Origin of the sequence: Pseudonocardia acidicola (genome assembly GCF_012911935.1) — a bacterium.
GTDB lineage: Bacteria > Actinomycetota > Actinomycetes > Mycobacteriales > Pseudonocardiaceae > Pseudonocardia > Pseudonocardia acidicola.
Genome location: NZ_JAAXLA010000021.1, coordinates 80176 through 94475, shown reverse-complemented (window position 1 = coordinate 94475; position 14300 = coordinate 80176). Strand labels below are relative to the sequence as shown.

Sequence of the window (14300 nt, the reverse complement as noted above, 5' to 3'; positions counted from 1 at the left end):
GCGCTCGTGCGCGGAAATAGTCGCCGGAACAGCGTTATCCGCGCACGAGCGCGAAGCGCCCCACTTCGACGAGGAACGCCCCGACCACGGCCACGGTGAGCGCGGTCAGCATCGTCGGGAGGTGGCCAGGGTCGAGCTCCCAGAACCGCGCACCGAGGACGAACGGCGAGAACAGCGCGTGCGCGAACGCGGCCGCGGAGGCCGCCACCAGGACCGCCTTCCACCACACGAACGGCCGGGCGACCGCGACCAGCACCCAGAGCGCGATCAGGTACAGCGTCACGACCGCCGCAGTGCTCTGCTGGACCGGCGTCGCCGACGCGTCGCCGAGCACGAGCAGGTAGGTCACGACGGTGCCCGCCCCGGCGATCACCCCGGACGGCGTGGCCAACCGCAGCACCCGGCGCACGAAGCCCGTCCGCGCCCGCTCGGTGTTCGGCGCCAGTGCCAGGAAGAACGCCGGGATGCCGATGGTCAGCGCGCCGATCAGCGTGAGGTGGCGGGGCAGGAACGGGAACGGCACCCCGACCGCGCCGATGACGATGGCCAGCAGCACCGAATAGACGGTCTTGGTGAGGAACAGGTTCGCGACCCGCTCGATGTTGCCGATCACCCGCCGACCCTCGGCGACGACGTACGGGAGGGTGGCGAAGGAGTTGTCCAGCAGCACGATCTGGGCGACCGCGCGGGTGGCCGGGCTGCCCGAACCCATCGCCACCCCGATGTCGGCGTCCTTGAGCGCGAGCACGTCGTTGACGCCGTCACCGGTCATCGCGACGCTGCGCCCGCGGGACTGCAGTGCGCCGACCATGTCGCGCTTCTGCGCCGGGGTGACCCGGCCGAACACGGTCGCGCGCTCCACCTCGTCGGCGAGCGCGGCGGGCTCGGTGGGCAGTTCGCGGGCGTCGACCGGGGTCCGCGCGTGGGGCAGGTCCAGCGACGCTGCGACCGCGCCGACCGAGACCGCGTTGTCCCCGGAGATGACCTTGACCTCGACGTCCTGCTCGGCGAAGTAGCGCAGCGTGCCGGCCGCCTCGGGCCGGACCTTCTGCTCCAGCACGACCAGCGCGGCGGGTGTCACTGTGCCCGGCGCGTCGGCGTCGTCGACGGGCCGGTCGCTGCGGCCCAGCAGCAGCACCCGCAGCCCTTCGGCGCCGATCCGCTCGGCCTCGGCCCGCTCCGGGCGGCCCTCGGCGAGCAGCACGTCGGGCGCGCCGAGCACCCAGTCGCCGTGGCCGTCGAAGCTCGCCCCGCTCCACTTGCGGGCGGAGGAGAAGGGCGCGGTCGCGGTGGGCGCCCAGCCCGGCGACGGGCACCACTCGGCAACGGCGACAAGACTCGCGTTGGGCCGTGGGTCGGCGACCCCGAGCGCCCCCAGCGCTGCGCGAACGGACTGCTCGTCGAGTCCGTCGACGGTGACGATCCGGGCCAGCCGCATGCCGTTCTCGGTGAGTGTCCCGGTCTTGTCCGCGCACACGGTGTCGACGCGGGCCAGGCCCTCCATCGCGGGCAGTTCCTGGACCAGGCACCGGCGCTTGCCGAGCCGGACCACACCGACCGCGAACGCGATGCTGGTCAGCAGCACGAGCCCCTCGGGCACCATCGGCACCAGCGCCGCCACCATCCCGCGCAGCGCGTCGTGCAGATCGGCACCGACGGTCCGGAACTGGCTGTAGATGATCAATGCGGCCGCCGGGACCAGCAGGTACGTGATGATCTTGAGGATCTTGTTGATCCCGGACCGCAGTTCGGAGTCGACCAGGGTGAACCGGCTGGCCTCCTCGGCCAGCTGGGCCGCGTAGGCCTGCCGGCCGACCTTGGTGGCCTGCTGCGCGCCGCTGCCGGCGGCCACGAAACTGCCGGACAGCACCGGGTCGCCGACCTGCTTGTGCACGGGATCGGACTCACCCGTGAGCAGTGACTCGTCGACCTCGAGGCCCTCGGCGGCCAGCACCACCCCGTCGACGACGATCTTGTCACCGGGTCCCAGCTCGATCACGTCGTCGAGCACCACCGCGCTCGGCGAGAGCTCGGCGACGGCACCGTCCCGGCGCACCCGTGGCCGCGCCTCCCCGATGATCGCGAGCCGCTCCAGGGTGCGCTTGGCCCGCAACTCCTGGACGATCCCGATGCCGGTGTTGATCAGGATGACGAAGCCGAACAGCCCGTCCTGGATCGGGCCGATCACCAGGATGATCGCGAACAGCACGCCGACAATCGCATTGAAGCGGGTGAACACGTTGGTGCGGACGATCTCGCCGACGGTGCGACCGGCCCGGGTCGGAACGTCGTTGGTGAGGCCGGCGGCCTTGCGTTCGGCGACCTGGTCGGCGGTCAGGCCGGTCCGGACGTCCGGTTCCGTACGCGGTTCAGCGAGCGGCCCCTGGGCGGTCGACATGTCACCCGAGCCTACGCAAAGGCGGCACCCGCGACCCTGGGGCGGGCACCGCCGCCGAGGGTGTACCTCCGGAGCGACCGCGCCCGGCTGTCAGCGCTGGTCGATGGTCCGCGCGCCCAGCTCCGAGCTGAGCAGCTCGATCGCCGCCTCCTCCGGATCCCGGCGGGCGACCGGTTCGCCCCGGGCGTCGGCGGCGGCCTCCGCCATCATCGACTCCTCGTCGTCGGGCGGCGGCTCGTCGGCGGGCGGCTCGGGCGGGAGCGGGATGCCGTCGTCGGGGGCGGAACGCCGGCGCGGCTCCGGGCGTGAGGTCTCCGGGCGGTTCGAGCGACGCGGCGCCGGCTGCTGCGGCGCCGACTGCGGGCGGCCGCGGGCGGCCGCGGGCTGGGCCGGGGCGTCGCCGTGTTCACAGCGCACCCGCCACTGCACCCCCAGGACAGCATGCAGCGAATCGGCGATCACCTCGAGGTTGCTCTGCTCGGACAGCAGCCGGGCCAGAGCCGCGGTCCCGGTGCCGAGCACGAGGGTGTCGTCGGCCACCGCCCGGACCGTCGCCGTGACGAGCAGCGCGTGCGTGCGCATCTTGCGCTGCTTGGCGGCGGCGAGGATCTCCGGCCAGACCCGGCGGACCGCGGCGGCGTCGAGGGCGGCGGGCGGCACGGCCACGGGCTCGCCCCGCTCCGCGGACGCCTCGGGCTCGGGCCGGACCGGCTCCGGCTCAGCGGGACGGGGCCGGGCGGGCGGTTCAGCTGAACCGCGCTCCGGGGCCCGCGGCGGCGCAGTCACGGGCCGGTCGGTCTCCGGTGCGGCCGGGCGCTGCCCGGAGTTCTGCGGCCCGGCGGGCGGTTCCGCGGGATCGCCGGCGGCGGCAGGTGCACCCGGTGCCGCGGATCGGTCCGCCGCATCCCGCTGCGCACCGTCCGGCCGGCGCTCGGCCGGAACACTCCCGGCGGCCTCATCGGGCGCTGCCGGCGTGCGGTCGGCGGGTGGGGTCACCGCAGCTGCGGCGGGGGGTTCCGCCGTGGCAGCGGCGGCGCGCGCGGCCGGCCGGACGAACGTGCGCCGCCCCGCGGGCGGGGCCTCGTCGGCGGAGGGAGCGGCGCCCCCGGCCTCGCGCGCCGTTCCGGGCTCCGGCGCGATCGAGATCCGCCGCTCCATCCGTTCCAGCCGCTCGAGCAGCCCGGCGTCGCTCGTCGTGGCCGCCGGCAGCAGCATCCGGGCGCACAGCAGCTCCAGCAGCAGCCGGGGCGCGGTCGCACCGCGCATCTCCGTCAGCCCGCTGTGCAGGATCTCGCCGTAGCGGGTCAGCGTGGCCGGGCCGAGCTTCGCGGCCTGCTCGGTCATCCGGGCCACCTCGTCGTCGGCGGTGTCGACCAACCCACGCGCAGCCGCCTCCGGCACCGCGTGCAACAGCGTCAGATCGCGCAGCCGCTGCAGCAGGTCGGCCGCGAACCGGCGCGGGTCGTGCCCGGCCTCGACGAGCCGGTCGATCGCCTCGTAGACCGCGGCCCGGTCGCCCGCGGCGAGCGCGTCGACCACGTCGTCGATGATCGCGGCGTCGGTGACCCCGAGCAGCGCCACGGCCCGCTCGTAGGTCACGCCCTCCGGCCCCGCCCCGGCGAGCAGCTGGTCGAGGACGGACAGGGTGTCGCGAGCGGAACCACCCCCTGCCCGGATGACCAGCGGGTACACCGCGGGGGCGACCACGGCACCCTCGTCCTCGCAGATGCGTTCCAGCAGCTTGCGCAGGGTGCCCGGCGGGATGAGCCGGAACGGGTAGTGGTGCGTGCGCGAGCGGATGGTCGGCAGCACCTTGTCGGGCTCGGTGGTGGCGAAGACGAAGACCAGGTGGTCCGGCGGCTCCTCGACGATCTTCAGCAGAGCGTTGAAGCCCTGCGTCGTGACCATGTGCGCCTCGTCGACGATGAACACCCGGTAACGCGACTCGGCGGGCGCGTAGAACGCCCGGTCCCGGAGCTCGCGGGCGTCGTCGACGCCGCCGTGCGAGGCCGCGTCGAGCTCCACCACGTCGATCGAGCCGGGCCCCTCCGGGGCCAGCCCCACACACGAGGGACACACACCGCACGGATCGGGCGTGGGGCCGAGCTCGCAGTTCAGCGAGCGGGCCAGGATCCGCGCCGAGGAGGTCTTCCCACAGCCCCGGGGCCCGGAGAACAGGTACGCGTGGTTGATCCGGCCCGCGGACAGGGCCACCCCAAGGGGCTCGGTGACGTGTTCCTGCCCGACGACGTCGGCGAACTTCGCCGGACGGTACTTCCGGTACAGAGCCAGCGCCACGGCCGCGAGGCTACCGACCCGCCCCGACAGCGCGCCGCCCGGGACGCGAAGCCGGAGAAAATAAGGGGACCCCGCGCACCCGCCAGAGCCCGTTGACCCTTGCTGCCTTCCGGCCCTGGGGGAGTTCACAGGATGGACGCCGCGCGGGGTCCGACGCCGAGTGTAGCCACACCCCCTGTGGGCGGTCCCCCCGAGGGCACCGGAACGGCTGCCGTTATGCTCGTCCGCGGAGGATTCGCCTAGTGGCCTAGGGCGCACGCTTGGAAAGCGTGTTGGGAGCAATCCCTCGGGGGTTCGAATCCCCCATCCTCCGCCACCGTGACCAGCGAGAACGCCGGGCAGGCCCGTACGGGCCCGCCCGGCGTTCTGCTGTCGTCTGGTGGCACGCGCCCACTGCGCGGCCCGGCATGAGCACGGCGACCGCCGCCTGGGAACGAGCGCACCGTGTTCACCGTGCCCGCGGGCCGCCCAGGCAGGTACGAGGCGCGCGAGCACCTGCACGGCGTGGTTCGAGCGGCTGTGCGCAGGTCACTCCTGATTCCGTTCGGTCCACCGCGGCGCGAGCGATCGCCGGTCGGAAGCGTCGGCCCACAGTTGCAGGAGGAGTGCACGTGACGGCCCAGCAGCCGTCCGAGATCGCGCAGGCCGCCGTCGAGGCCGGGACGACGAAGGCACGCCAGCGGTGGGACGAGACTCAGGTCGGACCGTTTCTCGCCGGGGCCTACATCGCCTTCGGCGGGCTCCTCAGCATCAGCGTCTCGGCCGGGCTGACCCGGCAGATCTGGGGCACTCTCCCGACGTTCTTCACGGGAGCGGCGTTCACCCCCGGCCTGATCCTGGTCATCGTCGCGAGCGTTGACCCGGCCACCGGGAACATGCTGCTGGCGCAATGTGATCGGTGCGCTGTTCGTCGCGTACTTCCTCGCCGTCCAGAGCGGGGTGGTCGCTCACGCGGGCGGTGCGACGGGCCGCGCCCGCCACCTTGGTCTACCAGCGCCTCGCAGGCATCGGCGAGGCCAAGGGCTGCACGAGACCTGGTGGGAGATCTTCCTGCGCGGGATCGGCTGCAACTGGCTGGTCTGCCTGGCCGTGTGGGCGGCGCTCGCCGCGCGGGACGTCGCCGGGAAGATCCTCGCGATCTTCTTCCCGATCACCGGGTTCGTCGCGATGGGCTTCGACCACATCCCTCGCCAACATGTTCTTCCTACCCGCTGCCGTGTTCGCCGGAGTCCCTGATCTGGGCTTGCTGGACATCCTGCGGAACTGGATCTTCGCGTTCCTGGGCAACCTCGTCGGCGCGGTCGTGTTCGTGGCGTCGTTCCTCTGGTACCTGTACCTCCGCGACGACCGGGAACGACAACTCGTGCGCGAGCGCGTCTGACCTGCTCCGCGGTCAGGACGCGTCGAGCCGGTCACGGTCCGAGCCGGCCGCCGGGTCCACGTCGATCAGGACGAAGGCTGGGAGGGCTCGCCTCCCGAACCCGCCTGGCGGGCTGCTACCACCACCTGGAAGCGGGAGGTGGCGACGGCGATCAACGCGCCGATGACGACCAGGTCGAACACGACTTGGACGATCGTCACGCACCGGGCCAACTGGCCAGCGGCGTGGACGTCGCCGTAGCCGACCGTGCCCAGCGTGACGATCGTGAAGTAGAGCGAGTCGGTGCGGGTCACCAGGCCGTCGAACTGGGCGGGATAGGCGCTCTCGATGCCGTAGTAGGCGAGCCCGAACAGCACCACCACCGGGTAGAGCAGGGTCAGCAGGCTCTGCACCCGGACCCCGGGGTCCGACCCGGCGACCAGTTGCCTCCTCACCTGCAGGGCTACCAACCAGATCAGCACGGCCACCCCGACGGCGAACAGCGCGATCTGCAGGATCCGGTGCTGTCCGCTGAGGCCGATCGGGACGGAGTAGTAGAAGAGCAACGCACTGGCCAGGATGAGGACGTGGCGCAGGATCTGCAGCACGTGCGATCGACGCTTCGTCATGAGCGCAGATGCTTCTCCTCCGGCGGCCTCCGGGATACATGCGCGTCGCGGCGCCGTGAGGCATACGTCGCCTCTGCTTGACACGACGCCTCGCGGCTGCCGAGGATGATCTCCATGAGCCGCACCTGCTCCCTGACGCGTCGGCGTCACGTGGATCTGCAGCGCGTCACGGCTCACGCATGTCGCTGATCCGTCTGTAGATCACGCTCCGGCGCAGGGCCGTCTGCGGTCTGTCCGCCGCCCTTGTGGGCGTCGCCGCTCTCCTCGTCCATCCCCGTTGCCGCCCGGCGCGGGGTCAGTTCCGCACGTCTTCTACGAGAGGTCTCGATCGTGGCTGTCCGGCCCAAGGCATCCGTCGTCCCGTTCGTCCTGCACGGCGAGGGAACCGGTGTCGCCCAGAAGCTCACCGCGGCCGGCGACGCCGGCCATGTGTTCCACGCCGACGCCTATCCGGCCTTCGGTGGCGCCGACTCCGCGCCCAGCCCGCTGTTCTACGCCCTCGGGGCGCTGACCTCGTGCAACCAGGTGACCGCGAGCCTGGTCGCGAAGGACCTCGGCATCCAGCTCGGCCGGTGGACCTTCGAGGTCCAGGGCGACCTGGACACCGCGGTGCTGGTGGCCGGCGCGGAGGGCAATGCCAACTTCCACCGGGTCGAGGTGCGCGCGACCGTGGAGACCGACGCCGATGAGGAGCAGTTCGCGACGCTCGTCGCCGAGACCGAGCGACGCTGCCCGGTGTCGCAGCTGTTCAAGCGCAGCGGACTGGAGTTCGTCAACGACTGGAGCCGGGCCGCGCTGCCCGCCCACACCTGAGCACGCCGTGCCGTCGAGCGGCCTCAGAGCCGGTAGCTGCGGATCTTCGCGTAGAGCGCGGTCCGGGAGATCCCGAGCTCCTTCGCCGCCGCCGACTTGTTGCCGCCGCATTCCTGCAGCACCGCGGCGATCACCGACGACTCCGCCCGTTCCAGCGGCGTCAGCACGCGACGGCCCGCTGCCGCCCGGATCTCGGCCGGCAGCGCCTCCAACCCGACGACCCCGCCGCGGGCGTGCCGGGCCGCCTCCCGGACCACCCGGCCCAGCTCGCGGGCGTTGCCCGGCCAGTCGTAGCGGCGCAGCGCGGCCTGTGCCTCCAGGGAGAACGACAGCCGCTCCCCGTGCCCGCGCAGCTCGCGCCGGGCCAGCGTGAGCACGTCCGCCGCCCGGCGGCGCAGCGGCGGGATCGTGATCGTGGCTCCGCCGAGCCGGTCGAGCAGCCGGGCCGGCGCCTCCGCGGCGCCGGCGTCGGACACGGTCAGCGTGACCCCGAGCGGGGCGTGCGCCCGGCCCGCCAGCAGCGCGGCCACCGCGCGCGCCGCCTCTTCGGACAGCAGCTCGACGTGGCGCAGCACGAGCGGGACCGGGGTCCCGCCGAGCTGCTCGCCGAGCCGGGCCGCCCATGACGGCAGGCCCTCGACCGGGCAGGTCGCGGCGTCCAGCATCACCGGTTCGGCGCCGTACCGCTCGCCGATCACCGCGGCCAGCAGCGTCGCCTTGCCGGTGCCCGGCTCGCCGCGGACGGTCAGTGGGCCGTCGGCGACCAGGTCCGCGGCCTCGGAGAGCAACCGCTCCCAGGTGCCGGCGGGTCCCTGGGGAGGCGCCGCACCGCGCCGCCGTCTCGGGGTCTGCGGCACCGGTCCGGTGATCGTCACGACCGCCCCGGTCGTGGTCGGGCCGTCGCGCAGCAGCCGCACCCGCCCGGACAGCTCCGCAGGCAGCGCGATCACGGCGTCCTCCCCGGTGATCCGGGCCGTGCGCAGCTCGTCCCACAGCTCCCGGTGGTCGAGGTCAAGATCGGCCGCCGCCCGGTTCGCGATGAGGACGTCCTCCCCCACCGTGAGCACCGGGCCCGCGGCCCGCCGCTGCGCGGCCAGGAAGCCGGCGAGCAGCCGGCGCTCCCGGATGCTCGCGGCGGCCAGCAGGCCTGCCCGGATCTCGTCGACCAGCTTCAGCACCACCACCGACAGCAGCGGGTTCGTGTCCGCGGCCCGGCACGTCACGTTGACGGCGCCGACGGTGCGCTGGGTGATCGGATGCCGGACCGGGGCGGCCACGCAGGTCACGTCGTGGAACCGATGGACGAAGTGCTCGGATCCGCGGATGACCGCGATGGCGCCGGTCTCCAGGGCCGTGCCGAGCCCGTTGGTCCCGACGAACTCCTCGTCGAAGCAGTAGCCCGTGTCGACCGACAGCTCGTCGAGGTCGGCACGCAACGCCGGTTCGGACACCCACCGCCACACGACACTGCCTCGGGCGTCGGCGAGCGCGAGGCACGTCTCGCCGCCCGTGAGCAGCTCGGCCATGCCGGTGAGGATCGGTACGGCGACCCGCACGAAGTGGGTGCCGACGTCGGTCTCGAGGTACGGGGGCTCGACGTACTCCGGGTCCACCCCACTGATCCGCGAGCGACGCCAGGACGTCAGCACGTCGCCCCGGACGTCGCGCGGTTCCTCACCGGCGTGGAACTGCTCCCATGCGGTTCCGGCGCTCATCTTGTCTCCTCGACCCGGTGCAGTGCGTCCTCCGACGCTCGCACGACCGGCCCCGGTTGCGCACCCCACAGCCTGCGGAAGATCCGGGCGGGTGGCGGTGCGTGGGCTGCACCGGCCTGCAGTGTCGGGCGGAACCCGGTGCCTCGGGTGTACGGAAATCGGACGGTCCCAGCTCGCCGCCCACACCGCACATCGCTCGCCTGCCGGTGGACCGACAAGACGACGCGACCCGGAGGGTGCGCCATGGCGTGGTTTGTTCTCCTCGTCTCGGGGGTCCTCGAGACCGTGTGGGCGGCTTCGCTGGCCCGGTCGCAGGGGTTCTCCGGCCGGTTCCGACCATCGTGTTCGGCGTCGGGCTGGTCGCGAGCATGGCCGGGCCGGCGGTCGCGCTGCGCTCGTTGCCGGTCGGTACCGCCTCTGCGGTCTGGGTCGGCATCGGCGCGGTGGGCACCGCCGTCTACGGCATGGTGGCCCTCGGCGAACCGGCGACGACCGGTCGGTTGCTGTGCCTGGTCGCGATCGTGGCGGCCGTGATCGGGCTCAAGGTCCTGCAGTGATCCCGGCGGTGGCCCGTGACCGGGCGTCGACCACCCCGACACCGGCCGCAACGCCGGACAGGCCCCGGTGGCCCTCGGTGTGCCAGGCCGCGACCACGGTGACCGGCACGAGCAGGGTCGCCAGCAGCCCGGCGATGCCGCCCAGGCCGGCCAGGACGACGAACCCACCCGATCCGACCAGGGCCCTGACCAGCCGGCGCCCCCGGGACGGGTCGCACTCATCGAGCCCGACGGGCCGCAACAGGACGGCTCGCTGCCCGACCGTGGCTCCGCCCCCGAACTGCGGGAGCACGAACAACAGCAACACCCCAGGCACCCACCAGCTCAGCGCGCCGTCGACCGGGCCGAGCCAGCCGGGCCGCCCCGGTCCGGCGGACGGGATACCGATGAGCAGCAGCACCACGTCGAGCGCGCCGTTCAGGAGCGCGCCGGTGAGCTGTACCGCCAGCAGGTCGCACACCATGCCGAGCAGCCGCCGTCCGGTGGTGACCGGGCGCGGCGCGTCCGGCGGTCCCGACACCCGCTGGCCGGGCACCAGCCGCAGCAACGGGCCGGCCAGCGCACCGAGCAGCGCGCCCGTGGTGTTGGCCGTCAGGTCGTCGACGTCGAAGAGCCGATACGGGCAGGGGAAGATCCACCAGATGCCGCTGAGCTGGGTGAGCTCGATCAGCAGCGAGACCGCAGCACCGATCGCCGTCGTCAGCAGCACGGACCCGCCGGCCAGGTAGCGCACGAACGCGCCGAGCGGCACGAACAGCGCGACGTTGAGGACCACTTGCTGCAGCGCCGGGTTCGCAACCAGCTCCGGCAGTCCGGAGCCGTGCTGCTGGTCGCGGATGTCCTGCACGAACTGGAACGGATGCAGCTGCGGCTCGACGAGGCGGGCGAACCGCGTGCAGAAGTCGGCGTCCACGTCCGGCAGCGGAAGCAGGACGTACGCGACGAGGGCGAGGCCGTAGACCAGCGCGCCCACGGCGAGCAGCACGTGGCCGATGCCGAGCTGGCCACGTCGCCGGAAGCTCACCGCGACGTAAGGGACCAGCAGCGCGATCGCGAGCAGCCCGCCGAGCAGCACGGCGATCATGGCGGGCATCAGGCGGTCGCTCACCCGCGCATTGTCAGCCGCAGATGATCTTCGTGGGGGGCACTGTCACCCGGAGATCGTGTGACGGCGGGGGTGGCGGTCGTTACGCCGGGCCGCCGCGCACGGCAGCCGGGACCCCGGTCCAGAGGAAGTCACGCTCGGCGACGCCGGCGCCCGCCAGCCCGGGCAGCTCCGCCGCGACCACGCGGAAGTGGTCGGTGAGCCAGCGCCGCTGCGCCGCATCGTGGCCCGCCGGGGTGACGGGCTGGTCGTCACCGCTCCAGCCGCACTCGCAGGCCGGGACGTAAGCGATGACAGCCACGCCGGCGGTCCGGACGTCGGTCCAGATGCCGGTGAGCGAGCCGTCCGGGCGGCGCCCCGCCACGTACCCCTCGTGCTCGTCGGTGGCCTCGTCGGCTCCGGGGCCGATGTAGAACATGCACACAGGATGCACGGCCGAGATCGACCCGCCGCGGGCGGGCGCCTGGTCCGGAGCCTGCGCCGCACCCTCCCGAGCAGGCGTTTTGCCACTCGAACGAGTGATGCGACGATCTGGGTGACTGATCGTGGAGGAATGCACGGCGCACACCGCCCGCCGGGTCGTCGGCGCTGCTGGCCCTCGGGCCCCACGTCCTGCCCGGGCGTTCGATCGGCGCCTGATCGCCCAGCCGTCCGAACCGCCACGGGGCGAAAGCAGCCGTGGAATGCACCGTTGAGAACGGAGCCGTACCGTCCCAGTCATGCGTGAGCCCTTTCACATGGAACTCGATCGGCTCGGCGGCGAAGTGGCCGAGATGTGCGAGCTCGTCGCGCAGGCCCTGGAACGCGCGACCCACTCATTGATCGAAGTCGATCTGTCGCTGGCCGAGCAGGTGATCTCCGACGACGTGGAGATCGATGCGCGCCGCGCCGAATGTGAGGCCCACGCCTTCCAGGTCCTGGCCCTGCAGGCCCCGGTCGCCCGGGATCTGCGCGTGGTGGTCAGCACGATCTACGCCGCCGACAAGGTGGAGCGGATGGGAGACCTCGCGCGGCACGTCGCGGACGTCGCCCGTCGCCGCCATCCACGGCCGGTGGTCCCCGAGGAGCTCCTCTACCGGTTCGCCGAGATGGGCCGACTGGGGGCGCAGGCGGCTCGCGAGCTGGGGCGCGTCGTCCTCAATCCGACGACGCCCCGATCGGAGGCCATGGACCGCGCCGATGACCGCACCGACGAGTTGGAGCGCGAACTGCTGGCCGCGTTGACCTCGCACGATTGCGACTACGACGTGCGCACCGCGGTGGACGTGGCGCTGCTCGCCCGGTTCTACGAGCGGTTCTCCGATCAGGCCGTCTCCGTCATGCGCAGGATCGACTTCATCGTCACCGGAGAGCAGGTCCACGGCTCGCCCTGAGCTCGGCGGCTGAGCGGCTCGGCCGTTCCCGCTGTCCACAGCTGTGGATCAGCCGTGTGGACAAGTCGAACTGATGTTCGATTTCCTGCCCGAGCCAGGCCGGATTCGCCGGTACCGAGCGGCCGACGACAGCTCCCGGAAGATTTTCCGCCGACGTGTCGATCCGGCTGTCCCCTGTTCGACGCGTAGGTAGCGGCCGGGTTCAACCGTTCGGAACCGCCCGAAAGCCCGGCCCTCGAACACCGGAAGGGACACCCCGATGCGCGTCATGATCCTGGTCAAGGCCAGCAACGACTCCGAGGCCGGCGCACTGCCCAGCGAGGAGCTGCTCACCGAGATGGGAAAGTACAACGAGGAGCTGGTGAAGGCCGGCGTGCTTCTCGCGGGCGAGGGGCTGCACCCGAGCGCGAAGGGTGCGCGCGTCAGGTTCTCGGGCGGGAAGCAGACGGTGATCGACGGCCCCTTCACCGAGACGAAGGAGCTGGTCGCCGGGTTCTGGCTGTGGCAGGTCGCGTCGATGGACGAGGCGATCGAGTGGGTCAAGCGCTGCCCCAGCGACCCCGGCGCGGAGGCCGAGATCGAGATCCGCCCGGTGTTCGAGCCCGACGACTTCGGCCCCGCGCTCACTCCCGAGCTCCGTGAGGCCGAGCAGCGCCTGCGCGCGCAGTCGGCCGCGCAGCAGCGGTAACCGTCCCCGCCGCGGTCTTGCCGCGGTGCGCAAGGGGCTGCTCTGATGGGGCGTCGTGACCCATACCGACGCACATCGGGCGATCGAGGCGGTCTGGCGGATCGAGTCGGCGCGGCTCATCGCCGGGCTGGCGCGGTTCGTCCACGACGTCGGGCTCGCCGAGGAACTGGCCCAGGACGCTCTCGTCGCCGCGCTCGAGCAGTGGCCGGAGTCAGGCGTCCCGCGCAATCCGGGCGCCTGGCTCATGACCATTGCGAAACGTCGCGCCATCGACGTCCTGCGCCGGAAGGAACGGTTCGAGCGCAAACTCTCCGCGCTCGGGCGCGAACTCGAGACCGAGCCGGAGGGGGCCGGGGCGGACGCCGAGGCCCTCGCCGGCGACATCGAGGACGACCTGCTGCGTCTGGTGTTCATCGCCTGCCACCCGGTCCTGTCGACCGAGGCGCGGGTCGCGCTCACCCTGCGGCTGCTCGGCGGGCTGACGACCGAGGAGATCGCGCGGGCGTTCCTCGTCCCGGAGTCGACTGTCGCCCAGCGGATCGTCCGGGCCAAGCGGACCCTCGCCAAGGCGCAGATCCCCTTCGAGGTCCCCGCCCCCGAGGAGCGGGCCGCCCGGCTGTCGTCGGTGCTGGAGGTCCTCTACCTCGTGTTCAACGAGGGCTATTCGGCGACCGCCGGGGACGACTGGATGCGGCCCGCGCTGTGCGAGGAGGCGCTGCGCCTGGGCCGCGTCCTGGCCGAACTGGTTCCGCAGGAACCGGAGGTGCACGGCCTCGTCGCGCTGATGGAGATCCAGGCATCCCGGATGCGGGCGCGGGTCGATTCGTCGGGAGAGCCCGTGCTGCTGCTCGACCAGGACCGCGGCCGCTGGGACCACCTGCTCATCCGGCGCGGCCTGGCGGCTCTGGAACGCGCCGAAGCACTCGACCGGACACGCGGCCCCTACACGTTGCAGGCCGCGATCGCCGCCTGTCACGGCCGGGCGCGCACCGCGGAGGAGACGGACTGGACGCGCATCGCGGCGCTCTACGCTGCGCTCGCCCGGCTCACCCCGTCTCCCGTCGTGGAACTCAACCGCGCGGTCGCCCTGGCGATGGCGTTCGGACCGGCCGTGGGCCTCGGGCTCGTCGACGAGCTGACCCCGGAACCGTCGCTCAAGGACTACCACTTGCTGCCGAGCGTGCGCGGCGACCTGCTGGCCAAGCTCGGCCGGTTCGACGAGGCACACGAGGAGTTCGAACGCGCGGCATCGCTCACCCGCAACGCACGCGAGCGCACGCTGCTCGTCGAGCGCGCCGCCGCGTGCGTACGCACCGGCACCGGACAGCCCGGCAGGCCGCTGTAGATCACCGGCCCCGGGGAGA

11 protein-coding genes, 1 tRNA gene, 1 other RNA gene and 2 pseudogenes are annotated in these 14300 nt (G+C 72.7%); 8 read left to right on the top strand and 7 right to left on the bottom strand.

All coding sequences use genetic code 11. From position 1 onward, the window contains the following. Positions 1-34 precede the first annotated feature (34 nt). The 3 genes from HF526_RS13755 to ffs form a co-directional block, all read right to left on the bottom strand. Positions 35-2398 (bottom strand): HAD-IC family P-type ATPase, encoded by a 2364-nt coding sequence (locus tag HF526_RS13755; protein WP_169381797.1) that lies wholly within the window; start codon positions 2396-2398, stop codon positions 35-37. Between the two features lie 90 nt (positions 2399-2488). Beyond that, the gene (locus HF526_RS13750; protein ID WP_169381796.1) at positions 2489-4696 is read right to left on the bottom strand and encodes a DNA polymerase III subunit gamma and tau; all 2208 of its coding nucleotides are present in this window, start codon (positions 4694-4696) and stop codon (positions 2489-2491) included. Between the two features lie 59 nt (positions 4697-4755). Then, an RNA gene (gene ffs / locus HF526_RS13745) (signal recognition particle sRNA small type) lies at positions 4756-4852 on the bottom strand. A 72-nt stretch (positions 4853-4924) separates the two neighbouring features. On the opposite strand from ffs, the gene HF526_RS13740 reads away from it, so the two are divergent. The 3 genes and pseudogenes from HF526_RS13740 (at position 4925) to HF526_RS34605 (ending at position 6077) form a co-directional block, all read left to right on the top strand. After that, a tRNA-Ser gene (locus HF526_RS13740) sits at positions 4925-5012 on the top strand. Between the two features lie 91 nt (positions 5013-5103). Next, a pseudogene (locus tag HF526_RS35350) lies at positions 5104-5932 on the top strand (formate/nitrite transporter family protein). A gap of 7 nt (positions 5933-5939) precedes the next feature. Further along, positions 5940-6077 carry a hypothetical protein gene (locus HF526_RS34605; protein ID WP_211177163.1) on the top strand — a complete coding sequence of 46 codons (138 nt, stop codon included), beginning with the start codon at positions 5940-5942 and terminating at the stop codon, positions 6075-6077. Between the two features lie 65 nt (positions 6078-6142). Here the strand turns inward: HF526_RS34605 and HF526_RS13730 are convergent, their stop codons facing one another. Continuing rightward, entirely contained in the window at positions 6143-6685 is a 543-nt protein-coding gene (locus HF526_RS13730) for a potassium channel family protein (RefSeq protein WP_169381795.1), read from the bottom strand. A gap of 330 nt (positions 6686-7015) precedes the next feature. Here HF526_RS13730 and HF526_RS13725 point away from each other — a divergent pair, with 330 nt between their 5' ends. Then, a complete protein-coding gene (locus HF526_RS13725) occupies positions 7016-7498 on the top strand; it encodes an OsmC family protein (RefSeq protein WP_169381794.1) in 483 nt (160 codons plus the stop codon). 23 nt (positions 7499-7521) lie between these two features. On the opposite strand, the gene HF526_RS13720 is transcribed toward HF526_RS13725, so the two are convergent. Further along, positions 7522-9213: a sigma-54-dependent Fis family transcriptional regulator gene (locus tag HF526_RS13720; protein WP_169381793.1), complete on the bottom strand. Its 1692-nt coding sequence runs from the start codon at positions 9211-9213 to the stop codon at positions 7522-7524. A gap of 243 nt (positions 9214-9456) precedes the next feature. Between HF526_RS13720 and HF526_RS13715 the strand changes: the two are divergent. Next, a pseudogene (locus HF526_RS13715) lies at positions 9457-9770 on the top strand (DMT family transporter). Here HF526_RS13715 and HF526_RS13710 read toward each other — a convergent pair. Further along, entirely contained in the window at positions 9754-10878 is a 1125-nt protein-coding gene (locus tag HF526_RS13710) for a VanZ family protein (RefSeq protein ID WP_169381792.1), read from the bottom strand. The pseudogene HF526_RS13715 and the gene HF526_RS13710 overlap by 17 nt on opposite strands. Positions 10879-10957: 79 nt before the next feature. Then, positions 10958-11293 carry a hypothetical protein gene (locus HF526_RS13705; protein WP_169381791.1) on the bottom strand — a complete coding sequence of 112 codons (336 nt, stop codon included), beginning with the start codon at positions 11291-11293 and terminating at the stop codon, positions 10958-10960. 301 nt (positions 11294-11594) lie between these two features. On the opposite strand from HF526_RS13705, the gene phoU reads away from it, so the two are divergent. The 3 genes from phoU (at position 11595) to HF526_RS13690 (ending at position 14281) form a co-directional block, all read left to right on the top strand. Then, complete coding sequence (gene phoU, locus HF526_RS13700; protein WP_169381790.1) at positions 11595-12248, top strand: phosphate signaling complex protein PhoU; 654 nt, start codon at positions 11595-11597, stop codon at positions 12246-12248. A gap of 259 nt (positions 12249-12507) precedes the next feature. Next, positions 12508-12936, top strand: a complete 429-nt coding sequence (locus tag HF526_RS13695; RefSeq protein WP_169381789.1) for a YciI family protein — start codon at positions 12508-12510, stop codon at positions 12934-12936. 55 nt (positions 12937-12991) lie between these two features. Then, the gene (locus tag HF526_RS13690) at positions 12992-14281 is read left to right on the top strand and encodes a sigma-70 family RNA polymerase sigma factor (protein WP_169381788.1); all 1290 of its coding nucleotides are present in this window, start codon (positions 12992-12994) and stop codon (positions 14279-14281) included. Positions 14282-14300: the final 19 nt, after the last annotated feature.